The sequence below is a fragment of the Uliginosibacterium sp. 31-12 genome, assembly GCF_030548425.1.
GTDB classification, from domain to species: Bacteria; Pseudomonadota; Gammaproteobacteria; order Burkholderiales; family Rhodocyclaceae; genus Uliginosibacterium; species Uliginosibacterium aquaticum.
In genome coordinates, this window is sequence record NZ_JAUOOA010000009.1 from 42,073 (window position 1) to 64,566 (window position 22,494).

General features: G+C 65.8%; 21 protein-coding genes and 1 pseudogene. 16 read left to right on the forward strand and 6 right to left on the reverse strand.

Annotated elements, in window-relative coordinates; all coding sequences use genetic code 11:
* Positions 1-72: 72 nt before the first annotated feature.
* Positions 73-1,413 (forward strand): GGDEF domain-containing phosphodiesterase, encoded by a 1,341-nt coding sequence (locus Q3Y64_RS16030; protein WP_101941727.1) that lies wholly within the window; start codon positions 73-75, stop codon positions 1,411-1,413.
* Between the two features lie 56 nt (positions 1,414-1,469).
* On the forward strand, positions 1,470-1,886 hold the full coding sequence (locus Q3Y64_RS16035; protein ID WP_101941726.1) for a hypothetical protein: 417 nt from the start codon (positions 1,470-1,472) through the stop codon (positions 1,884-1,886).
* 177 nt (positions 1,887-2,063) lie between these two features.
* Here Q3Y64_RS16035 and Q3Y64_RS16040 read toward each other — a convergent pair whose 3' ends face one another.
* Positions 2,064-2,489 (reverse strand): helix-turn-helix domain-containing protein, encoded by a 426-nt coding sequence (locus tag Q3Y64_RS16040; protein ID WP_303563336.1) that lies wholly within the window; start codon positions 2,487-2,489, stop codon positions 2,064-2,066.
* 87 nt (positions 2,490-2,576) lie between these two features.
* Between Q3Y64_RS16040 and Q3Y64_RS16045 the strand changes: the two genes are divergently transcribed.
* Positions 2,577-3,428 carry an SDR family oxidoreductase gene (locus tag Q3Y64_RS16045; protein WP_101941724.1) on the forward strand — a complete coding sequence of 284 codons (852 nt, stop codon included), beginning with the start codon at positions 2,577-2,579 and terminating at the stop codon, positions 3,426-3,428.
* A gap of 123 nt (positions 3,429-3,551) precedes the next feature.
* Here the strand turns inward: Q3Y64_RS16045 and Q3Y64_RS16050 are convergent, their stop codons facing one another.
* The 5 genes from Q3Y64_RS16050 to Q3Y64_RS16070 form a co-directional block, all read right to left on the reverse strand.
* The gene (locus Q3Y64_RS16050; RefSeq protein ID WP_303563338.1) at positions 3,552-5,168 is read right to left on the reverse strand and encodes a methyl-accepting chemotaxis protein; all 1,617 of its coding nucleotides are present in this window, start codon (positions 5,166-5,168) and stop codon (positions 3,552-3,554) included.
* Positions 5,169-5,282: 114 nt separating this feature from the next.
* Positions 5,283-6,014, reverse strand: a complete 732-nt coding sequence (locus tag Q3Y64_RS16055; protein ID WP_303563340.1) for a GntR family transcriptional regulator — start codon at positions 6,012-6,014, stop codon at positions 5,283-5,285.
* Positions 6,015-6,102: 88 nt separating this feature from the next.
* On the reverse strand, positions 6,103-7,305 hold the full coding sequence (locus Q3Y64_RS16060) for an amidase (protein WP_303563342.1): 1,203 nt from the start codon (positions 7,303-7,305) through the stop codon (positions 6,103-6,105).
* 160 nt (positions 7,306-7,465) lie between these two features.
* Positions 7,466-8,371 carry a polysaccharide deacetylase family protein gene (locus Q3Y64_RS16065; protein ID WP_303563344.1) on the reverse strand — a complete coding sequence of 302 codons (906 nt, stop codon included), beginning with the start codon at positions 8,369-8,371 and terminating at the stop codon, positions 7,466-7,468.
* Positions 8,368-8,838 carry a nuclear transport factor 2 family protein gene (locus tag Q3Y64_RS16070; protein WP_303563346.1) on the reverse strand — a complete coding sequence of 157 codons (471 nt, stop codon included), beginning with the start codon at positions 8,836-8,838 and terminating at the stop codon, positions 8,368-8,370. The genes Q3Y64_RS16065 and Q3Y64_RS16070 overlap by 4 nt, the downstream gene beginning before the upstream one ends.
* Positions 8,839-9,052: 214 nt before the next feature.
* Here Q3Y64_RS16070 and Q3Y64_RS16075 point away from each other — a divergent pair, with 214 nt between their 5' ends.
* The 13 genes and pseudogenes from Q3Y64_RS16075 to Q3Y64_RS16130 all read left to right on the forward strand — a co-directional run bounded on the left by Q3Y64_RS16075 (position 9,053) and on the right by Q3Y64_RS16130 (position 22,460).
* The gene (locus Q3Y64_RS16075) at positions 9,053-10,240 is read left to right on the forward strand and encodes an ABC transporter substrate-binding protein (protein ID WP_303563348.1); all 1,188 of its coding nucleotides are present in this window, start codon (positions 9,053-9,055) and stop codon (positions 10,238-10,240) included.
* A gap of 78 nt (positions 10,241-10,318) precedes the next feature.
* Complete coding sequence (locus tag Q3Y64_RS16080) at positions 10,319-11,197, forward strand: branched-chain amino acid ABC transporter permease (protein ID WP_303563350.1); 879 nt, start codon at positions 10,319-10,321, stop codon at positions 11,195-11,197.
* A gap of 110 nt (positions 11,198-11,307) precedes the next feature.
* Positions 11,308-12,999, forward strand: a pseudogene (locus Q3Y64_RS16085) (ATP-binding cassette domain-containing protein); the annotation flags it as partial.
* A gap of 42 nt (positions 13,000-13,041) precedes the next feature.
* Complete coding sequence (locus Q3Y64_RS19525; protein WP_368506663.1) at positions 13,042-13,767, forward strand: ABC transporter ATP-binding protein; 726 nt, start codon at positions 13,042-13,044, stop codon at positions 13,765-13,767.
* Complete coding sequence (gene hpxZ / locus Q3Y64_RS16090; RefSeq protein ID WP_303563354.1) at positions 13,764-14,153, forward strand: oxalurate catabolism protein HpxZ; 390 nt, start codon at positions 13,764-13,766, stop codon at positions 14,151-14,153. Before Q3Y64_RS19525 ends, hpxZ begins: the two co-directional genes overlap by 4 nt.
* A 39-nt stretch (positions 14,154-14,192) precedes the next feature.
* Positions 14,193-15,023: a sulfite exporter TauE/SafE family protein gene (locus Q3Y64_RS16095; protein WP_303563356.1), complete on the forward strand. Its 831-nt coding sequence runs from the start codon at positions 14,193-14,195 to the stop codon at positions 15,021-15,023.
* A gap of 2 nt (positions 15,024-15,025) precedes the next feature.
* Entirely contained in the window at positions 15,026-16,603 is a 1,578-nt protein-coding gene (locus Q3Y64_RS16100; RefSeq protein ID WP_303563358.1) for a gamma-glutamyltransferase family protein, read from the forward strand.
* Positions 16,604-16,772: 169 nt separating this feature from the next.
* Positions 16,773-17,765, forward strand: a complete 993-nt coding sequence (locus Q3Y64_RS16105) for an ABC transporter ATP-binding protein (RefSeq protein WP_303563360.1) — start codon at positions 16,773-16,775, stop codon at positions 17,763-17,765.
* Positions 17,766-17,809: 44 nt separating this feature from the next.
* On the forward strand, positions 17,810-19,138 hold the full coding sequence (locus Q3Y64_RS16110; RefSeq protein WP_303563362.1) for a PotD/PotF family extracellular solute-binding protein: 1,329 nt from the start codon (positions 17,810-17,812) through the stop codon (positions 19,136-19,138).
* A gap of 77 nt (positions 19,139-19,215) precedes the next feature.
* The gene (locus Q3Y64_RS16115) at positions 19,216-20,121 is read left to right on the forward strand and encodes an ABC transporter permease (RefSeq protein WP_303563364.1); all 906 of its coding nucleotides are present in this window, start codon (positions 19,216-19,218) and stop codon (positions 20,119-20,121) included.
* 1 nt (position 20,122) lies between these two features.
* Positions 20,123-21,001 (forward strand): ABC transporter permease, encoded by an 879-nt coding sequence (locus tag Q3Y64_RS16120; RefSeq protein ID WP_303563366.1) that lies wholly within the window; start codon positions 20,123-20,125, stop codon positions 20,999-21,001.
* Positions 20,998-21,738 (forward strand): GntR family transcriptional regulator, encoded by a 741-nt coding sequence (locus Q3Y64_RS16125; protein ID WP_303563368.1) that lies wholly within the window; start codon positions 20,998-21,000, stop codon positions 21,736-21,738. Before Q3Y64_RS16120 ends, Q3Y64_RS16125 begins: the two co-directional genes overlap by 4 nt.
* A gap of 5 nt (positions 21,739-21,743) precedes the next feature.
* The gene (locus Q3Y64_RS16130; RefSeq protein ID WP_303563369.1) at positions 21,744-22,460 is read left to right on the forward strand and encodes an aspartate/glutamate racemase family protein; all 717 of its coding nucleotides are present in this window, start codon (positions 21,744-21,746) and stop codon (positions 22,458-22,460) included.
* Positions 22,461-22,494 lie beyond the last annotated feature (34 nt).

Below are 22,494 nucleotides of genomic sequence, written 5' to 3' on the forward strand. Positions count from 1 at the left end.
CTTTGGATTAGGGTGGCCAGTCGAATTGGCGGGATCCTGCAGCACCCGCATCAACCCTCACGCGAGTCTGAAATGATGCTCAATGCTGCCAGCGACACCGATCTGCGCAAACGCCTGCTCGATGAAGCGCCACGCGCTTTTGCACCCAACCCTGCCGGGGTGCCCAGCTTGCCGGATCGCGAGGCCTTCCTGCGGCGCCTCGACATGTCGATCCGGATGGCCGAGCGCCAGCGCTCCAGTTTCGCCGTCATGCTGCTGGACCTCGGCCCCACCGAAGATCCGCTCTCCGGCCTGGCTGCCGCGGCCGCCGCACTGCGCATCACGGTACGCCTGACAGACACCGTGGCTTGGCTGGAAGGGCGCCAGTTCGCTGTGCTGCTGAATGTGGCCAATGAAGAAGGCGCGACGCGTGTCGGCGGCAAGATTTTCGAGGCCCTGAGCGAGGCGCTGGGCGAGGCCGCCGGGCGCGAGGTGCGCGCCGGCATGGCGCTCTACCCCGGCCATGGCAAGAGCGGCGATCAACTGCTGCGGGTGGTAAATAGCGCTTTGTATCAGGCCAGCCGTGGCCGCAAAGGCATCGTCATGGCGGTGCTGGCCGAGGGGGTGTTACCCGAGGTGCGCGAAACGCTGGGGCAGCGCTTTGGCATGGCCATCGAGCAGAACGAGTTCGTACTGTGCTTCCTGCCGGTGGTGAACCTCGTGAGTGGTTTGCCGGTGGGGGTCGAGGCGCTGGCGCGTTGGCGCCATCCTGATCTGGGTCTGTTGCCGCCGGCAGAATTCATGCATCTGGCCACCAATGAGTCGGCCCTTGAAGGCCTCAGCCTGCGCCTGCTCGATCAGGCCTTGCTGCAGATCCGCAACTGGCGTGAGCGGGGCGTGGCACTCAGTCTGTCCTTGAACTTTGCGCCGGTTCTGCTGGCGCGCGAGGGCCTCGATCAGCTGATTCTGGCCCGCCTGCAGGCGCAGGGTCTGTCGCCGGAATGCCTGACGTTGGAGCTGCGGGACGAAGGCTTGGCGGTGCTACCGGCCAGCGCGCTGCGCGTGCTCTTCAGCCTGGCCTCGGCGGGCGTGTGTCTGACGATCGATGATTTTGGGCGCGGTAACGGCTCCCTGCTGGCGCTGCGGGATCTGCCGGTGCAGGAATTCAAGATCGATGCAGCGTTCGTGAGCAAGGTCTGCCACAGCGAAGCGGATGCCGCCATTGTCGCGACCCTGGTCAGCCTTGGGCGGCGCCTGGGCAAAACGGTGATCGCCAAGGGAATCGAAACCGAAGAGGTACGCCAGAAACTGCGCAGCCTAGGCTGCGAATATGGCCAGGGCTTCTGTTTCGCCCAGGCCTTGCCGGCTCAGGAGCTGGAGGACTGGCGCGATCAGCGCATGGCCGCGGACGGTGCGCGCCAGACCGTGATCTGAGCGGGACGAGCCAGGCTCGACCGCGCTATGCTGCAGGAAATACTTGCGAGGATTGCATGAAATTTCCAGCCCATGGTTCGGCGCATATTCACAGGGAAGGGCAGTTCTTGATCGCCGAAATCGGCGGTCCCTGGAATGCCGAGCTGATTCATTACTACCGCGAGCTGATGGCCGAACAGGTGCCGGCCGTGGCCGCGCAAGGCCCGTGGGGGCTGATCCTCGAAATCCGCGGTGCAGCGCTGTGTCCGCCCGAGGCAGTGGAGGGCATCCGGCGCGGAGTCGTGGAGCATGCCAGCAATTGGCGGCGGATCTGCACGGCCTATGTAATTGCCCCGGATGTTGAAGGCTATGGCGTGACCGATCGCGTCTGGCGTGGCATTTACGCCGGCATCATGCCTTTCGATATTTTTGAACACATGGCGGACGCCCGCGAGTGGACCCAGCGTCATCTGGATGCACCGCCGCCCGCATGAAAAGTCTGCTTGCCTCTGGTGCAAGGGCACGCGGCTGAGGGCCGCCAGGCGACGCTCAGCGCATACCGCCCGACTAGTGCTTGCGTCAGATTGGCGAGATGGCCGGGTCGGATCTCGAGAAGACTGACGACCGTTTCCTGCGCTACGTTGCCTTGCGGCTGGAGTAGTCCGCAAGCGCTAGTCCACGGAGGCCTGCGTGGCTTGCTTGGCTTGGCGGGCACTGAGGATTTCGCCCAGGTTCAGTTCGATCCAGTCGGCCAGCGCCTCGACCCGCTGGCCGACCTCCAGCCCCAGCGGGGTGAGGCGGTATTCCACATGTGGTGGCACCACCGGGTAGGCGATCCGGTCGACGAAGCCATCTCCTTCGAGCGATTGCAGGGTCTGCGCCAGCATCTTTTCGCTGATGCCGCGTACTTTGCGGCGCAGCTCGCTGAAGCGGTGGGTGCCGCCCAGCAGGGCGACCAGCAACAGCACGCCCCAGCGGCTGGTCACATGATTGAGCACTTCGCGCGAAGGACACAGATCGGCGAACACGTCGCCGCGTTGCATGGCCTCGGCGAGCCGGCCGCCCGCGCTGGCTGGCAATGGATCCTGTTGGCGCATCTTGAACTTACCTTTCTGTGCGTACTTACAAATAGTTAGTGTGTTGGCTATTCTGCCGCTTCCCCTCAACAAAAGGAAGTAAAGATCATGATTGCCATTACCGGAGCCTCCGGCCAGCTTGGCCGCCTCGTCATCGAATCCCTGCTGGGCAAGCTGCCGGCCGGCCAGATCGTCGCGCTGGTGCGTGATCCGGCCAAGGTGGCGGATTTCGCTGCGCGCGGCGTGGTGGTACGCCAGGCTGATTACACCCGCCCGGAAAGCTTGCTGCCGGCGCTGAGCGGCGTGGAGCGACTGCTGCTGATTTCCGGCAATGAGATCGGTCAGCGTGTGCCGCAGCACCGCGCCGTGATCGAAGCCGCCAAACAGGCCGGCATCCAGTTGCTGGCCTATACCAGCATCCTGCACGCGGATGTGTCGCCGCTGCCACTGGCCTCCGAGCACAAGGAAACCGAAGCCCTGATCCGCCATTCCGGCCTGCCTTATGCGTTCCTGCGCAATGGTTGGTACACCGAGAACTATCTCGCCAGCGCGCCGGCGGCGATCGAGCATGGGGTGCTGCTGGGCTGCGCCGGTGAGGGCCGGATTGCTTCCGCCGCGCGTGTCGACTATGCAGAGGCGGCAGCGGAAGTGCTGACGCGTGAGCATCAGGCCGGCCGTATCTATGAACTGGCGGGGGATGAGGCTTATACCCTGGGCCAGCTGGCGGCCGAGCTGGCGCGGCAGTCGGACAAGCCGGTGGTGTATCTGAATCAGTCCGAGGCGGATTTCAAGGCTGCGCTGACCGGCTTTGGTTTGCCCGAGGGGCTGGCCCAGTTGCTTGCCGAATCGGATACCGGCGCCTCGCGCAATGGCCTGTTCGATGCGGGCAAGCAGCTGAGTCGGCTGATCGGCCGGCCGACCACGGCCTGGACCGAGCAGGTCAAGGCGCTCGTGCGCTGAAGACCGGACCTCCCCAGCCCTGCCCTCCAGGACGGGGGGCGGAGAAATGGAGAAGGCCGGCCTCAGCCGGCCATGTGACCAGATCCTTTCTTCAGCCATGCCTCGCATGGCCTCCGCCGGGGTTCAGGTGCTGAAGCGCGCTGCCGCCGTGTTCAGCTCGGTGGCGAGCGCGGCGAGCTGGCGGGCTGTATCGCTGGCGCTGCGGACGGCGGAGTCCGAGTCCTCCACCATGCGGGCGATGCGCTCCACATTGGTGGCAATGCTGTTGCTGGCTGCGGTTTGCTCCGAAGTCGCGTGCGCCACATCGTGGATCTTGGCCAAGGTCTCGCCGGTTTCGCGGTTGATGCCGTCGAGTGCCTCGGCTGCTTCAGTTGCAAGCGTCACGCCCTTCTCGACCAGAGGGCGCACGGTGTTCATGCTGTGCACCACAGAGTCAGTGTCAGCCTGCACCGCCGCGATAGTCTGGGTGATTTCGGCTGTGGCCTTGGTGGTGCGCTCGGCCAGTTTGCGCACCTCATCGGCCACTACGGCAAAGCCGCGCCCCTGCTCACCGGCGCGGGCGGCTTCGATGGCGGCATTGAGGGCCAGCAGATTGGTCTGCTCGGCGATTTCCTTGATAGTGTTGGCGATGCCGTCGATCTGCCGCGTGCGATCCGCCAGACCAACGATCTTGTCCGAGGCGTCGGCCACGGTCCCTGACACTGCATGGATCGCTTCGGCGGCGGCCGCTACACGCTGGCTACCGCTCGCCGCCAGCTCGGCCGAGCGGCCGGAGCTGCGTTCGGTTTCGTGAGCGCTGTCTGCGATCTGCCCCACGCTGACGGTCATTTCCTCGATGGCGGCGGCGGTGGCGGCGGTCGCTTCAGAAGAGTGACCGGAGGACTCACGGATCACATCCATGCGTGAAGCGATGTCATTGGCCGCCGAGTTCAGCGACTGGGCGCTGTGCTTGATGCTGGCGATCATGCTTTGCAGATTGGTCTGCATGCTTTTGAGCGCATTGAGCAGGCTGCCCTCATGGCTGTCTGGCAGATGTTGCCCAAGGTGGCCGGTCGCGATCTGGTTGGCCGCGGCGGTAGCCATGTCCGGTTCGCCACCAAGTTGGCGGTAAATGTTGCGCGCCATCACGACGGCCAGGCTGGCACTGACCGCAATGATGACCAGGCCCGCCAGCAGCAGCAGCAGGGCGTAGTGCCGGAAGGCCGCATCAATATCGTCCATGAAGAAGCCGGTGCCCACTGTCCAGCTCCACGGTGCGAAGCGTGTGACGCCATTCAGCTTGGGTAGCTGTGCTGCCTTGCTGTCGCTGCCCGGGCGGGTGGTGTAGATAGTGACGAAAGCGGGGTCTGCTTTGGTGAGCGCATCACGGTAGACCTCTACCGTGGTGCGGCCATCAGGAACCTTGGAGCCGAGATCCACCTTGCCGATCCGGTCTGTTTTGACGTGTGCCACGAGCACATTCTCGTCTGTACGCGCGAACACATAGTCATTTTCGTGCTTGAGACCCTGCAGGGCCTGGCTGGCGCGGGCCTGTGCTTCCTCGCGCGAAAGCTTGCCGCTGGTTTCCATCTCATGAAAGTGCTTGAGGATCCCAACCGACAGGTTGAGCAGGGTGCGTGTCTGGTTCTCGCGCTCTGTAGCCATGGTGCTGCGGATGATCTGCAAGGCGATGCCTGCGATCAGGAGCAACCCGATGAGGGCGCTGCCGATGATCAGTACCAGTCTGCTGGAGAGTTTCATGATGTATTCCTGGGCGACGGTTCGGGGGCGTGGGCCAAAAGTAGACCTCTCTGCCTGTTAGCGTCGCAAACAGCGTGAAACTTAAGCGCTACCACCCTTTTTAGGGTTTTTCCATTACATCCCAAGCATGCGAGCGAGGCTGTTGTCTTCGGCCTCGGGCTGAACGCAGACATTGGCTTCGAGCGTGCGCAGGTGCTCATCCATCAGTTTGACTGCGCGTTCCGCATCGCCCTTTTCGATGTAATCCACCACGCGGGCATGCTCATCGTGCTCGCAGGCGGCGTTGCCCGGCGGTTCGTAGAGCGCCACGATCAGTGAGCAGCGCGAGACGAGTTCCATAAGGTATTGCTGCAGGATGGTGTTGCCGGCCACTTCGGCCAGACGCAGGTGAAAGGCACTCGCCAGCCGGGCCCATTCCGGCTGGGCAAATCGGTGCATGGCTTCGTGCTCCTGCTTGAGCTGGGCACGCAGGCTGGCGATGTCGGCCCGGCTGGCCGTGCTGGCGGCCAGTCGCACGATGCAGGCTTCGAGATAGCGCCGTGCCTCGAAGATCTGGCGGGTTTCCTCGGGGCTCGGTGCGGCCACCACCGCGCCGCGATTCACGCGCAACTCGACGATGTGGTCATGTGCAAGCTTCTGCAGCACCTTGCGCACGGTGGCGCGGCTGACGTCGAAGAGTTCGCACAGCGAGGCCTCGGGCAGCTTGGTGCCGGGCTTGAGGCGCTGGGTCATGACACTCTCGAAAACCGTGTTGTAGATGCGGGTCTCGATATCGTCTCCCGGCTTGAGGCCAGGCAGTTCGGTCACGGGCAGGGCGGTTTTGCTGCGGGAGCTTCGGGTGGCCATATTGAGTGATTGGATTGTCGACAATCCGGCTGTGTCTGATTGAACAAGCATGCCACAGCTCTGTGTCGCAGAGCGTGTGGCGTCTTGCTCAGGCGGCCAGTTGCTGGTGGATCTGGCGTGCCAGGCGGATCAGGGCCAAGTCGCTGCCGGCCGGCCCGAGCAGGGAAATGCCGATCGGCAGGCCGGCCGCACTGCGTAGCGGAATGCTTACCTGGGGCAGCCCGGCGAGGCCGGCGATGCAGCCGATGCGCAGGGTGCGCAGGCGGATTTCGTCGATCTCGGCGCCGCCTGCCGTGCGCAGCGGCGCTACGCTGGCAGCTGAGGGCAGGAGGGCGATGCCGTCTGTGCCGAGGCTGGCGCGCACCCTGGCGCGGATCGCGGCACGCTGGGCGAAGGCTTCCTCGGCCTGATCCTGGCTGACGCTGGCGGCCTGCTGCCAACGTGCGGCGATGGCCGGGGCGAAGTCCGGTGCATGCCGGCTGATCCAGTCTCCATGGCTCATCCAGCCTTCGAAAGCGCCGGCCGTGACATAGGTCTGGCGCCAGTGCTCGAGGCTCTGCGGGGCGGCGATGTCCAGCGTTTCGGTGCTGGTGCAGAAGTCGGCCAGGGCGCTGCGGACGGCCTGCAGGGCCGGCGCGAAGGCGGCGTCGGCCAGACTGCAGGCGTCGCGCAGCACGAGCAGGCGAGCTGCAGAGAAGGTGCTGGGGGGCAGCAGTACCTGGCCGACGCGCTCGAAAGTGCCCGCGTCGTGCGCGAACCAGGTGGCGGTATCGAAACCCGGATGCAGCGGTACCAGGCCGTCGCGCGAGAGCAGGCCGTGGGTGGTGCGCAGGCCCCACACGCCGCAGTAGCTGGCCGGCACGCGGGTGGAGCCGCCGGTGTCGGTGCCCAGCGCGAAGTCCACCAGTTGCGCGGCCACCGCCGCCACCGAGCCGCTCGAAGAGCCGCCGGGGATGCGCTCGGGGGCGGCGCTGTTGACCGGCATGCCGTAGTGGATGTTGTCGCCGTGGATGCTGTAGGCCAGCTCGTCGGTCAATGTCTTGCCATGCAGGGTGGCACCGGCCCCCAGCAACCGGGTGATCAGCGGACTATGCTGTTCGGGTACTGGGTGGGTGGCCAGCCACTGCGGATTGCCGGCGCCGGTGGGATGGCCGGCCACGTCGAAGACATCCTTGGCGGCGAAGCTGAGGCCGTCGAGGGGGCCACTGGCGGTGGGCGGCAGGCTGAACTTGCCGTGCGGCACCCAGGCGCCGATGCTGTCTTCGAAGGGGAGGGGGGCTGGAGTCGTCATGAGTGTTTGCAAGGAAGTTGATGTGAAGACCGTCATGCCTGAGCCGGCAGGAATCCAGCGTCTTTCGACGCGGTTCGCGAGTTCGAAGGAAGTGCAAAGTTCCTGGGCTCCTGCCTGCGCAGGAGCGACGGGTTTGTGGCGGTGGTTGCGCGCATTGGACTCAGGCCGGGAACAACTCATCCACATGGCGGCAGATCGCGCCGGGCGTGGTGAGCCAGATTTCGCCCGCATCGCGGGCGGCGGCGATGCGCTGCAGGGCGCGCCGCAGATGGCGCAGGCGGTAGGGCTGGCCGACGATGTAAGGGTGCAGTGCGATGCCCATCACCAGCGGCTGGCGCTGTGCCTGCGCCTGCATCTCGTCGAAGTTGTCGATGATTAGGTTGGCGAAGTCCTTGCCGTCCATCTGCCGTGCCATGATCATCGGAATGTCATTCACTTCCTGTGGATAGGGGATGGCCCATAGCCTTTTTCCGCTGCGTGTCGTCATCGCCACCGGCTGATCGTCGTGACACCAGTTGAGCGTGTACTGGTAGCCGGTCTCTGTCAGCAGATCGGGCGTGGCGCGGCTCTCCGAAATCCACGGCGAGAGCCAGCCGGCGGGCGCCGCGCCGCTGCACTGCGCCATGCGGGCGCGGCAGGCGGCGAGCAGGGCGGCCTCGCCGACTTCATCGAGTTCGCCCTGGCGCATGGCGTTGCTGTGGCCGTGGCCGATCAGCTCATCGCCGCGTGCGGCGAAGGCCGCCACCAGCTCCGGGCAGTGATCGTAGAGCGCGGTATTGATCAGTGCGCCGGTGGGCAGGGCCAGCGCCTCGAAGAGTTCCAGGCAGCGCCAGGCGCCGACGCGGTTGCCGTATTCGCGCCAGCTGTAGTTGAGTACGTCGGGCTGCGGCGAGACCGGGCCGATGCAGGCGCCCAGCCCCTCGCCGAAGGCGAAGTGCTCGAGGTTGAAGCCGATGTAGACCGCCAGCCTGGCGCCGTTCGGCCAGCGGTAGTCCGGCCGCTGCGTGATTGCCTGATAGCGGAAGCGGCCGCTGTCCGGCAGGGGGGGCAGCATGGGGTGCGTCATGCGCCGGCTCCCATCGGCGAGGGCCAGGCCTGGGCGAGGCCGGCGCGCACCAGCAGCCACTCGGCGCTGTCGTTCCACACCTGCATCTCGACGATCTTGCCCTGGCTCACCACATAGCGATCGACATAGCGATTGCCCTCGAAGGGCGTGCCATCCGGCCAGGCGCCGTAGAGCGTGCCGATGTTGTAGACGATGGCCTCGTCCGCCGTGGCGCCGGCCACCACGTCGGTACGCTCGAAGCGCTTTTTGACCCAAGCGTAGCGGCCCGCATTGAAGGCGCTGCAGTCGGCCGGCTCCTGCATTTCGCGGCCGCCGGTGAAGCGGATGCGCAGGTCCGGCGCGGTGAAGGCGCGCGCGCCCTCCGGGTCCGGAATCATGATGATGCGCAGGAATTCTTCGACCAGCTCGCCGGCCTGACGGCCGATCTCTGCGGAGGGCTGGATGCCCGGTTTTGAAGCGGAATTCATGTTCGATCTCCATTTTTTGCACTGAATCTGTGCAGCTAATCGCCAATCAGGCGCTTGGTGGAGTGTGAGCATGTGTCGTGCCAGATTGTCGACAATCGCGTTTATGTTGTGTTTTCAATGTTTGTTGCTGATTGGCCGCAATGGGCACGCTTCCTGCATTCGATGTCGGCGAGGCCCGCAGGCCTGCCCATGTCCCGATCACAGGAGAATCTTCATGACCCGCATCACCCGACGTAGCGTTCTGACCGCCGCCCTGGCCGCGGCCGGCTGTTTCATGTTGCCGCTGGCCCACGCCGCCGACCCGATCAAGATTGGTCTGGTGACGGCCTTGTCCGGTCAGTCCGCGCTGGCCGGCGAGGCCATCACGCGTGGCATGACGGTCGCCATCGAGGAAATCAACGCCAAGGGCGGCCTGCTCGGCGGGCGCAAGATCGAACTGGTGCGCCGCGATGACGAAGGCAACCCGGCCAAGGGCGTGACCGCGGCGCGCGAGCTGATCTACAAGGAGAAGGTGGCGGTGCTGTTCGGCGGCCTGGATACGCCGGTGTCGGTAGCCATCGTGCAGATGGCCAACCAGGAGAAGGTGCCCTTCATGGGGCCGTGGGCCGCCGGCACGCCGATCACCCAGAACGGCGCCAAGCCGAATTTCGCCTTCCGCGTATCGGCGGTGGACGAGATCGTCGATCGCGGCATGCTGGCCTATGCGCAGAAGACCTTCAAGGCGAGCAAGCCCGGCATGATCCTGGTGAACAACGCCTGGGGCGAATCCAACGAGAAGGGCCTCAATGCCGCCCTGGCGGCCAAGGGCATGAAGGCGGTGGGCAGCGAGAAGTTCGAGGCCAATGATGTGGACGTGGTGCCGCAGCTCACGCGCCTCAAGGCCGCCGGCGCCGACGTGCTGTTCATGGTCGGCAACGTGGGCCCCTCGGCGCAGGTCGTGAAATCGCTCGACCGCATGGGCTGGAAGGTGCCGGTGGTGTCGCACTGGGGCCCGGCCGGTGGCCGCTTCACCGAGCTGGCCGGACCGAACGCCAAGAACGTGCACTTCGTGCAGACCTACAGCTTCTTCGGCAAGCAGAACCCGGTCGGCGAGCGCCTGATCAAGACCCTGATGGCCAAGTACCCGGACATCAAGGGCGTGGATGACATTACCCCGGCAGTGGGCGTAGCGAATGCCTACGACGGCATGCAGCTGGCCGCACAGGCAATCACCAAGGCCGGCTCCACCGAGGGCGACGCGGTACGCCAGGGCTTCTACAAGATCGACCGCTACGAAGGCCTGATCAAGACCTATGTGAAGCCCTTCTCGCCCGAAGTGCATGACGCGCTGACGGAGAACGACTACGTGTGGGCCTATTTCATTGATGACTTCATCCTGCCGGTCGGCATGACGAAAAAATAAGCGTCTGGCCGTCGTTCCTGCCATGGCGGGAACGACGGCTTTTCTGACCGCCCCAACAATCACTTCGCAAGGCAGCCGATGCTTCTCCTCTCCGCCCTCATCTCCGGCCTCGGCCTGGGTGCCATGTATGGCCTCATGGCACTGGGTTTCCATGTCACCTATGCCGTCTCCGGCACGGTCAATTTCGCCCAGGGCAGCTCGATGATGCTGGGCGCGGTGCTGACCTTTGGTTTCGCCCAGGCGCTGGCCTGGCCGATGCCGCTGGCGATCCTGCTGGCGCTGGCCTTGTGTGCGCTGTACGGCCTGCTGGTCGAATTCGTGGCGGTGCGGCCCTTCGCCAGTCGCGGCTCGGATGCCTGGCTGATGTCCACCGTGGCGCTGGGCATCGTGCTGGATAACCTGGTGATGTTCTCCTTCGGCAAGGAGCCGCGTTCCCTGCCTTCGATGCTGGCGCAGACACCGATCGAACTCGGCGGTCTGGGGCTGGGCGTGTATCCCTTGCAGGTCTTGATTCCTGTCATCGGCCTGCTGCTTGCCGCCGTGCTGCATTTCGTGGCCCGCCGCACGCGCTGGGGCATCGCCATGCTGGCGGTGGTGCAGAACCGCGATGCAGCGCGCCTGATGGGTATTCCGATCCGCCGCGTGGTGGCGGCCGCGTTTGCGCTGTCCACCCTGTTCGCTGGCATTGCCGGGGTGTTGATCGCGCCGCTCATGAATGTGCATGCCGACATGGGCACCTTGTTCGGCCTCAAGGCTTTCGCGGTCGCCATCCTCGGTGGCATCTCCAGCGCCTGGGGGGTGATGCTGGCCGGGCTGATCTTCGGCGGCGTGGAGGCCATCGTCACCGCCACCCTGGGCTCCGGCTACACCCAGATCATCAGTTTCTCGCTGGTGATTGCCGCACTGGCTCTGCGTCCCAACGGCCTGTTCGGCCGCGCCGAGGTGCGCAAGGTATGAGCCCACTGAATCCGACCTTTTCCGTGCCCGCCATGTCAATCCACCCGAATGTCATTACCGGCCGCAATGACCGCGGCCTCTCACGTCTCGTGTTCACGCTGCTGTGTGTGATGACGGCGTTGCTGCTGGCCTGCACGCTGAACGGCTACTACGTCTTCGTGCTGGCCAACGTGGCCCTGCTGGCCATCGTCGGCATCGGCCTCAACGTGCTGATGGGCCTCTCCGGTCAGGTGTCCTTTGGCCATGTCGGCTTCTACGCCCTGGGCGCCTATGGCGTGGCGGTGCTAACCACCCGGGCCGGCTGGAGCTTCTGGGCCGCCTGGCCGATGGCGGCCTTGTTGAGCAGCGCCATCGGAGCGCTGCTGGCGCTACCAGCCCTGCGTGCCAAGGGGCCTTATCTGGCGATGATCACGATTGCTTTCGGTTTCATCGTGGAGCACAGCATGGTCGAGATGCGTGGGCTCACCGGTGGCCAGAACGGCATCATGGGCATCGTTGCTCCGGCGCTCGGCGCGGCCCTGCGCGGCGAGCGCGCGGTGGCGGTGCTGGCGGTGATCACGGCGGCGCTGGCGCTTGGCGCCTACCTGCTACTGGCGCGTGGCAGCTGGGGCGCGGCCCTGCGTGCGGTGCGCGACAGCGAGACGGCCGCCGAATCCATCGGTCTCAACCCGCTTGTCATCAAGACCGTGGCCTTTGCCGTGTCGGCCTTGCTGGCCGGGCTGGCTGGCGGTCTGTATGCGCCGCTGTCTGGTTTTGTCACGCCGAGCAGTTTCGGTTTCATCCAGTCCATCCTGTTCGTGCTGGTAGTCATGATCGGCGGCTCGGGTACCCTGGCCGGGCCCATCGTTGGCGCGATCATCGTTGGTGTGCTGCCGGAGCTCCTGTCCAGCCTGGAGGAATACCGCCTGCTGTTCTTCGGCCTGCTCCTGCTGCTGGTGCTGTGGGCCGCTCCCGAGGGCATGGTGGGGCTTTTGCGCCAACTGTCGGCCGCCCTGCTGCGGCGCCTGGGACGTGCCGCAAGCCTGCCCGCAGACGGGCCGGCGCCGGCGCTGGAGATGTCGGCGCGCAGTCGCGGGGTGTTGCGCGCCGAGCAGCTGAGCATGATCTTCGGTGGGGTGTGGGCGGTGAGCGAACTCTCCTTCGAGGTTCAACCGGGCCAGGTCACCAGCCTGATCGGCCCGAACGGCGCTGGCAAGAGCACGGCGCTGAACATGCTGAGTGGTTTCTACACCCCCAGCGCCGGGCGCTTCCTGCTGCATGACGCTGCCCTGCAGGGGCAGGGCGCTTGCCGGGTGGCGCGCGCCGGGGTGGCGCGCAGCTACCAGACCTCGCAGCTCTTCGGCAGCCTCAGCGTGCTCGATAACGTGGCCCTGGCCTTGCCGCGCGGTCGCCTCGGCGCCTTGCTCGGGCGCCAGGCGGTGTGCGGCGCGGCGGCACGCGAGCGGGCCGCCAGCCTGCTGCGCTGGTGCGGTTATCAGGGCGCGCTGAGCCTTAAGGCCGGTGGCTTGGCGCATGTGGACCGGCGCCTGGTGGAGATCGCCCGTGCGCTGGCCAGCGACCCCGAGGTGCTGCTGCTCGACGAGCCGGCGGCCGGCCTGTCGCGCGAGGACAAGGTCTTGCTGGCGGCGCTGTTGCGGCGCATTGCCGCGGCCGGCATCGGCGTGCTGCTGGTCGAGCACGACATGGCGCTGGTCATGGAGATCTCGGATCACATCGTGGTGCTGGATGCCGGCCAGCTGCTGGCGCGCGGCACGCCGGCCGAAATCCAGCAGGACCCGGCGGTGCGCCGCGCCTATCTGGGCGAGGCTGACGCGCTGCAGATCGCGCCGGCCACGGCGCGCCAGATGAGCGCCGAGCGCCCGGAGCTGCTCGGCGTGGGCGGACTCAGCACCGGTTACGGCGCCGAGCCGGTGTTGCACGCGGTGGATCTGCAGGTGCGCGCGGGCGAGATGGTGGCGCTGCTGGGCGCCAACGGGGCGGGCAAGTCCACCCTGATGCGCAGCCTCAGCGGCTTGCACAAACCTCTGCAAGGCGGCATCCATCTGGGCGGCGTGGAGCTCACCGGCCTGCCGGCCGAGCAGGTCGTGCGCCTAGGCCTGGTGCTGGTGCCGGAAGGGCGCCAGGTCTTCCCCGAGCTCTCGGTGCTGGACAACATCCGCCTCGGCGCCTTCCTGCGTCCCGCAGGCCGCGAGCAACGCGTGGAGGAGATGCTGACGCGCTTCCCGCGCCTGCGCGAGCGCCTGCACCAGCGCGCCGGCCTGCTCTCGGGCGGCGAGCAGCAGATGCTGGCGATTGCCCGCGCACTGATGAGTCAGCCGCGCGTGCTGCTGCTGGATGAGCCCTCGCTGGGCCTCGCGCCGAAGGTGATCGCCGAGCTTTTCGCGGCGCTCGATCGCCTGCGCGGCGAGAACATGACCCTGCTGCTGGTCGACCAGATGGCCGCACTCGCCCTGGCCCTGGCTGATCGCGCCTATGTGCTGGAAAACGGCCAGGTCGTGGCGCGCGGTACGGCGGCCGAGATCGCCGCCGACCCGGCGCTGGCCAAAGCCTATCTGGGAGCGCACGGATGACGATGGAGAACGGAGTCATCAACCTGCCGCATGTTCTGGCCGAAGTCCGGGCGGCCTTTGCGCGTTACGAAGCGGCGCTGACCGGCAACGCGGTGGCGGTGCTCGACGAGCTGTTCTGGCGCAGCCCGCACACCGTGCGCTATGGCGCGAGCGAAAACCTCTACGGCTACGCTGCGATCCAGGCCTTCCGCGCCGCGCGCCCGGCCCAGGGCCTCGCGCGCCACCTGCGCAACACCGTGATCACGACGTACGGCGAGGACTTCGCCACCGCCTGTACCGAGTTCACGCGCGAAGGCGTGGCTCGCGTCGGCCGCCAGACCCAGACCTGGCTGCGCCTGCCCGAGGGCTGGCGGGTGGTGGCGGCGCATGTCTCCTGGATGGATTGAGCCGCAAGGCCACACAAACCCGATCAAATCAGACCCATCATGAATCTCGAATTTACCCATATTGCATTGTTCGCCGTTGCGCTGCTGCTTACCGGCTGCGTGTCCGGTTTCCTCGCCGGTTTGCTGGGCGTGGGCGGCGGCATCATCGTGGTGCCGATTCTCTACATGCTGTTCCCGGCCCTCGATGTGCCGGAGGCGATCCGCATGCATCTGGCGGTCGGCACCTCGCTGGCCATCATCATCCCCACTGCCATCACCTCGGCGCGCGCGCATTACGCCAAGGGCGGGCTGGACCCCAAGCTGCTGCGCGCGCTGGCGCCCAGCATCCTGGTCGGCGTGGTGGCCGGCAGCATCTTTGGCGGCAAGGCCAGCGGCACGACCCTGATCCTGATCTTCGCCATCATTGCTTTGCTGGTGTCCATTTACATGGCATTCCGCCGCGACAGCTGGGTGCTGGCATCCGCGCTGCCGGCCTCGCCGCTGCTGCGGGCGCCGATCGGGCTGTTCATCGGCTGGTTCTCGGTGCTGATGGGAATTGGTGGCGGCACCCTGTCGGTGCCCATCCTGAGTGCCTTCAGCGTCGAGATGCGGCGCGCCGTGGGCACCGCTTCGGCGGTGGGCATTTTGATTGGCGTGCCGGGTGCGCTGGGCTTCATTGCGACAGGCTGGGGCAATCCGTTGCTGCCGCCGTTCAGTCTGGGCTATTGCAGCCTGATTGGCTGCGCGCTGATCGTGCCGGCTTCCATGCTTACCGCACCCTGGGGCGTGCGTACTGCGCACGCCATCGCACCGGCGCTGCTGCGGCGTGTCTTCGCGGTGTTTCTGTCGCTCACTTCGCTCAAGATGTTCCTGAGCGCATTCGGAGGCTGAACATGCTGAAAGCAAGCTTGGCGCGCGGTGGTATGGTCTCGGCGCCGCATCATCTCGCAGCGCAGAGTGGCGCGGCGGTGCTGCGCGAGGGCGGCAATGCGGTGGAGGCAATGGTCGCGGCCGCCGCCACGATTGCGGTGAGTTACCCACACATGAATGGCATCGGCGGCGACGGCTTCTGGCTGATTGCCGAGCCGGGCAAGGCGCCCGTCGCGATCCGCGCCTGCGGCCCGGCCGCGCAACTGGCCGAGCGCAGCTTCTACATTCAGGACAAGAGCATTCCCACGCGGGGCCCGCGTGCCGCACTGACGGTGGCCGGCGCCATCGGCGGCTGGGCGCAGGCGCTGGACGTCGCGGCGCGCCTGGGCGGCAGGCTGCCACTGGAACGCCTGCTGGCCGACGCCATTCATCATGCGCAGACTGGCGTACCGGTGACGCGCTCGCAGGCCCAGCTCACCGCCGCCAAATGGCATGAGCTGGAAGTCGTGCCGGGCTTCGCCGAAACCTTTGCCCCCCAGGGGCTGCCAAGGGTCGGCGATACGCAGACCCAGCCGCGCCTCGCCGCCACCCTGGAGCAGCTGGCGCGTGCCGGGCTGGAGGACTTCTATCGCGGTGATGTGGCACGCAGCCTGGCGCGCGATCTGGAGGCGCTGGGCAGCCCGCTGCGCCTGGCCGATCTGGAAAGCTACCGCGCCGAGCAAGTGACGCCGCTGTGCGTGGAGCTGGGCGTGGGGCGCAGCTACAACCTGCCACCACCCACCCAGGGCGTCAGCGCCCTGGCCATCCTCGGCATCTTTGACCAGCTGGGGATCAGGGAGGGCGAGTCCTTCGCCCATGTGCACGGCCTGGTCGAGGCCACCAAGCGCGCCTTCCGCTGGCGCAATGCGCACTGTGGCGACCCACGCTATATGCACGCCGACGCGCAGGCCTTTCTGGCTGCGGATTCACTGCGGCACGAGGCGAGTCAGATCGACCTGCAGCGCGCCGCGCCCTGGCCCGAGTTGGCCAAGCCCGGCGACACCATCTGGATGGGCGCGGCCGACCGCCACGGCAACGTGGTGAGCTACATCCAGAGCGTGTACTGGGAGTTCGGCAGCGGCGTGGTGCTGAACGAAAGCGGCGTGCAATGGCAGAACCGCGGCGCCAGCTTTACCTTGCACGATGGCCCCAATGCGCTCATGCCGGGGCGCCTGCCCTTCCACACCCTGAACCCCTCGCTGGCGCAGTTGAAGGACGGTCGCGTCATCGCCTACGGCACGATGGGCGGCGAAGGCCAGCCGCAGACCCAGGCCGCGGTGTTCTCGCGCCACGTGTTGTTCGGCCAGGACCTGCAGGCCGCGGTGACGGCACCGCGCTGGCTGCTGGGCCGCACCTGGGGCGAAGAGTCGACCAACCTGAAACTGGAGTCGCGTTTTGCGCCGGCGCTGTATGAGGCGTTGAGCGCGGCCGGGCATGACATTCAGATCGTCGGTGACTTCGAGGACATGATGGGCCACGCCGGTGCGGTGTCCGTGCATCCCGGCGGGCTGATCGAGGGGGCGAGCGATCCGCGTGCGGATGGCCTGTGCGCGGCGCTGTGAGCTGCGCCTGAGCCTGGTGCGCCGGAGCGGGGCAGGGCACCGCCGGCGTGCATGTCGCCAGACGTTTTGTATGCAAAAATATCAGCATGTTTTTGTAAGTTACTGAAAGGTAAGAGTTTTTGTTTTTGGCATGCGCCGTGCTTAGTGTTTTCAAGCAGAAAGGGAGCGCATGGCACACAAGGCATCTGAACTCGAGCTGATCAAACTCAGCAAACGCTATGGCCAGGTCACGGCGGTGGATGCCATCGACCTGAGTATTCCTTCCGGCAGCTATTGCTGCCTGTTGGGGCCCTCGGGCTGTGGCAAGACCTCCACCCTGCGCATGATCGCCGGCCACGAAACGGCCAGCGATGGTGACATCCTGCTGGGCGACCGGAACATCACGCTGCTGCCGGCCGCCGAGCGTGGCACGGCCATGATGTTCCAGAGCTACGCCCTGTTCCCGCACCTGTCGGTGCTGGATAACGTGGCCTTCAGTCTCAAGATGAAGGGTGTGGCCACAGCCGAGCGCCATAGCCGTGCCCAGGCCCTGCTCGAGCGCGTGGCGATGGGGCAATACGCCCAGCGCAAACCCTCCGAGCTCTCCGGCGGCCAGCAGCAGCGCGTGGCCTTGGCGCGCGCCCTGATCACCGAGCCGCGCGTGCTGCTGCTCGATGAGCCGTTGTCGGCGCTGGACCCCTTCCTGCGCATCCGCATGCGTGCCGAGCTCAAGCGCTGGCAGAGCGAGCTGGGCTTCAGCTTTGTGCATGTCACCCACTCGCAGGAAGAGGCGATGGCGCTGGCTGATCAGGTGGTGGTCATGAATGCCGGCCGCATTGAGCAGGTGGCCACCCCGCACACCCTTTTCAACGCCCCGGCCAGTGTGTTCGTGGCGCGCTTCATCGGTGGTCACAACGTGCTCGAAGCCGGCGGTCAGAAGATTTCGGTGCGTGCCGACCGCATGCGTCTGGCGCGCAGCGCGCCCACCGAGGGGGCGAGCGTGGCGGCGCAGGTGGCGGCCGTCGAATACCAGGGCACTTATGTGCTGGTTGAGCTTGCTCACGAGGCGATCAGCGAGTTTTCGGTGGTGGTGCCCGAGCAGGAATTCTTTGCCGCGCCCTGGCAGGCCGGGGAGTCGGTACATGTGAGCTGGACGAGCGCTGACGCGCACGCACTGGCCTGAGCTTTTTTCTGCCGGCACCGGCCGGCACCCTTGCGTAGCCTTGAATGGAGAAGATGATGGCGAAGATCGATTCCGGCAGTACCGAGCAAGTATCCAGCACGCCCGACACCCTTGAGGCCGCCGAGGCCGCCAACCCGATGCGCCGCCTGCTGCTCAAGGGCACCGCCGGCATCCTGGCCGCCGGGGTGTTTCCGGCCATTCACGCGCAGGAAAAACTGGTGCTGCGCTACCTCGGCACGGCCGTGAATCAGGACAAGGCGATTGCTGACCGCTTCAAGGCCGATACCGGCATCGAGATCCAGTACATCCCGGTGACGACCGATGAAGTCACCAAGCGCGCGGTGACCGCACCGAACAGTTTCGATCTGATCGACACCGAGTATTTCTCGCTCAAGAAGATCATTCCCACGGGCAATCTGCTCGCCATCGATGCCAAGCGCATCAAGAATGCGGACAAGATCACGCCGCTGTTCACCAAGGGCGAGATCGGTGGCAAGAAGGTGGGTGACCAGGGCACCGCGCCGAAGAAGGTGATGTTCCTCGAGGGGGCAGACTCGAAGAAATTCTCGGCCACCCCGACCCAGTTCATGACCCTGATTCCCACGGTCTATAACGCCGATACCCTGGGCATCCGGCCGGACCTGATCAAGCGCCCGATCGACTCCTGGAAGGAGCTGCTGAACCCCGAGTTCAAGGGCAAGGCGGCGATCCTGAACATCCCCTCGATCGGCATCATGGATGCGGCGATGGTGGTGGAGGCCATGGGCCTGCACAAGTATGCGGACAAGGGCAACATGACCCGCGCCGAGATCGACCTGACCATCAAGACCCTCATCGAAGCCAAGAAGGCCGGCCAGTTCCGCGCCCTGTGGAAGGATTTCAACGAGAGCGTGAACCTCATGGCTTCCGGCGAAGTGGTGATCCAGTCGATGTGGTCGCCGGCCGTCACCGCCGTGCGCACCAAGGGCATCGCCTGTAATTTCCAGCCGCTCAAGGAAGGCTATCGTGCCTGGGCGGCCGGTTTCGGCGTGCCCAAGAGCGTCAAGGGCAGGAAGGCTGATGCGGTGTATGAATTCATCAACTGGTTCCTTGATGGCTGGGCCGGCGCCTACCTCAATCGCCAGGGCTATTACAGCGCCGTGCTGGATACCGCCAAGGCCAAGATGGAAGCCTATGAGTGGGCCTACTGGATGGAAGGCAAGCCGGCCGCGAAGGACATCAAGTCGCCTAACGGCGATGTGCTGGCCAAGGCCGGTGCGCTGCGCGATGGCGGCTCTTACGAGCAGCGCCTGGGCAGCATCGCCTGCTGGAATGCGGTGATGGACGAGAACGAGTACATGGTTCGCAAGTGGAACGAGTTCGTCGCCGCCTGATGTGCGCTCTGCGCCCGGCTTTGGCCGGGCGCCTGCCCGACCTTTAATTCCAGGTATCAAAGATGGAAAACAGCTACATGAAAACCGCTGCCAGTCCGATGCGCGCGCGCTGGCGCACACACGGTCTGCCCGGCTGGGTCCAGGCCACGCCTTACAGTCTGGTCTTCCTGCTGTTCTTCATCCTGCCGCTGGGCCTGATTCTCGCGGTGAGCTTCTGGGATGCCACCGAATACGAAATGATCCCGGCCTTCACGGCCAAGAACTATCTCGCCATCTTCGAAGGCTGCAGCAATACCGCAGAGCTGTGTGTCAGTTTCAAGACCTATCTGTCTACACTGAAGTTCAGCTTCCTGGCCTGGGGCTGCACGCTCGGCATCGGCTTCATCGTGTCCTACTTCCTGGCCTTCCATGTGCGCAGCAGCGCGATGCAGACCCTGTTGTTCGTGCTGTGCACCATTCCGTTCTGGACCTCCAATGTCATCCGCATGATCTCGTGGATGCCTCTGCTGGGGCGCAATGGCCTGGTCAATGATTTTCTGCTCAGCACCGGGCTGGTGTCGCAGCCGGTCGACTGGCTGCTCTACTCGCCCTTCTCGGTGGTGCTGGCCTTCGTGCATCTCTACACCGTGTTCATGATCGTGCCGATCTTCAATTCGATGATGCGCATCGATCGTTCCCTGATCGAGGCCGCGCTGGATGCCGGAGCGAACACCTGGCAGATCCTGTGGAACGTGATCGTGCCGCTCTCGCGTACCGGCATCATCATCGGCTCGATCTTCGTGATCACCATCGTGATGGGGGATTTCGTGACCATCGGCGTGATGGGCGGGCAGCAGATCGCCTCGGTGGGCAAGATCATCCAGGTGCAGACCAGTTATCTGCAGTTCCCGCTCGCTGCCGCCAATGCGGTGATCCTGCTGGCGGTGGTGCTGATGATCATCTGGGGGCTCACGCGCCTCGTCGATATCCGCAAGGAGCTCTGAGATGGACGGCAAACGCAGCCCCGGGTTCTACGCGCTGGCCGCCTTTTTCGGCCTCTTCCTGCTGTTTCTCTACGGGCCGACGATCACCATTTTCGTGCTCAGCTTCCAGGGCCCGGAGGGGGGCCTCACCTTCCCGCTCAATGGCCTGTCGCTGCACTGGTTTCATGAGCTGTTCAAGGGCATCGGCGTGATCGATATCGGCGCAGCCCTGCTGCGTTCCTTCAAGCTGGGTCTGCTGGTGACCTCGCTGACGGTGCTGCTCGCAGTGAGTGCCGCGCTGGCCTTCCGCAAATCGCTGCGCGGCGGCGGGGCGCTGTTCTATGTCACGGTGGCCAGCCTGATCATGCCCTCGATCATCGTGTCGCTGGGCATCGGCCTGTCCTTTCGCCTCTTCGATGGCGCGCTGAAGCATTTCTTCGAGTGGCTGGGCTGGTTCGAAACGCTGGAGGGCTTCAACACCAGCATGGGGCTGTACACCTCGGCGCTGGGCGCCCAGCTGACCTGGACCCTGCCGTTCGGCCTGCTGATCATGTTTGCCGTGTTCAACCGCTTCAACGCCGCCTATGAGGAGGCTGCCCGCGATCTCGGCGCCACGCCCTGGCAAACCCTGCACCATGTGGTGCTGCCCCTGATCGGGCCAGCAGTGGTCGGCGTGGCGATGTTCGGCTTCACCCTGTCGTGGGACGAGATCGCGCGCTCCTCGCAGGCCATCGGCGATCTCAATACCCTGCCGCTGGAGTTGCAGGGCCTCACCACCACGGTGACCACGCCGGTGATCTACGCCCTTGGCACGATCACCACCCTGGTTTCCTTTGTGGTCGTGGCGCTGGCGCTCGGCCTCGCGGCCCTGGGCCGGCGGCGCAGCGGGAGGCGCGGATGAGCACGCCCCAACAGCGCGTTTCGGCGCCCGCTCATCTGAGTGATGCGGACATCTACGAGCAGCTCATCGGGGCGGTGCTCGATCATCGCCTGGCGCCGGGCACGCGCCTGACCGAGGAAAAGCTCGGGCGGGCCTTCGGCGTGTCGCGCACGCGCATCCGCCAGGTGCTGGTGCGCCTGGCGGCCGAGCAGGTGGTGGTGCAGACCCACAATTGTGGCGCAACCGTCGCGAGCCCCACGCCAGCCGATGCGCGTGAAGTGTTCGAGGCGCGGATGCTGATCGAGCCTTCCCTGATCGCGGGCTTCATCCGCCAGGCGCACACGCATGAGCTTGAGTGCCTGATCGCCTTGCTGGCCGAGGAAGAGGCAGCCAACCACCGCGGTGACCGGCGCGCCGCAATCCGTCTGTCCGGCGAGTTCCACATGAAGATCGCGCAGGGCGCAGGCAATGCGACTCTGGAGAAGATCCTGCACGAACTCATCTCGCGCACCTCGCTGATCCTGATGACCTTCGGCCAGCGCCCGCCGGGGCGCCGCGGCAAAGCGCCGCTGCGGGTGCATGAGCACAGCTGCGGCTGCGACGAGCATCAGGCCCTGGTCGAGGCGATCCGGGCCAGAGATGCGCGTGAGGCGGCCAGCCTCATGAAGAAACACCTGAAGCATCTGCTCGAACACATTTCCTTCGAGCGTGAGCCGGTGCCGGGGCCGGACATCGAGTTCATGTTCCGTCAGGGCTGAACATCGTGCGCCTCCTGATCATCAATCCGAATACCAGCGCACACGTCACCCGGGCGCTGGGTGAGCACATCACACCGATGCTGGGGCAGTGTTGGCAGCTCGACTGCGTGACGGCCCGCTTCGGCGCCGCCTACATCGCCTCCGAAGCGGCCTATGCGATTGCCGCGCATGCCGTGCTGGATGCCTGGAGCTGCCAGGAGGGGGCTTATGACGCGATCCTGATCGGTTGCTTTGGAGATCCCGGCCTCGAGGCCCTGCGCGAGCTGGCCGGCTGTCCGGTGATCGGGTTGGCTGAAGCGGCCATGCAGGAGGCGGCCAGGGCCGGGCGTTTTGCCATCGTCACCGGGGGCGCGCGCTGGGCGCCGATCCTGCAGCGGCGGGCGGCGGCGGCGGGGCTGCAGGATCAGCTCGCCGGCCTGCAGGTACTCAGCGAGTCGGGGGCAGAGCTGCTGGCTGATCCGCCGCGTGCGCTTGATCGACTCGAAGCGGCGGCCCGCCAAGTGCGCAGCGCGTCCGGTGCCGAGTCCGTCATCATCGGTGGCGCCGCGCTGGCCGGCATGGGGGAGGCGCTGGCCCGGCGCCTGCCTTTCGCGGTGATCGACAATGTGTCGGCCGCGGCCCGTGCGATTCGCACTGCAACCTCGCGTCCGGCCGCTGCCGGCCCGGACGGGGCCGGTTATCACGGCCTCAGCCCCGAACTGCTGGCCCGCCTGCAAGCCTGATCCTTCCTCTTCGGCCTCACCCGGCACGCCTTCG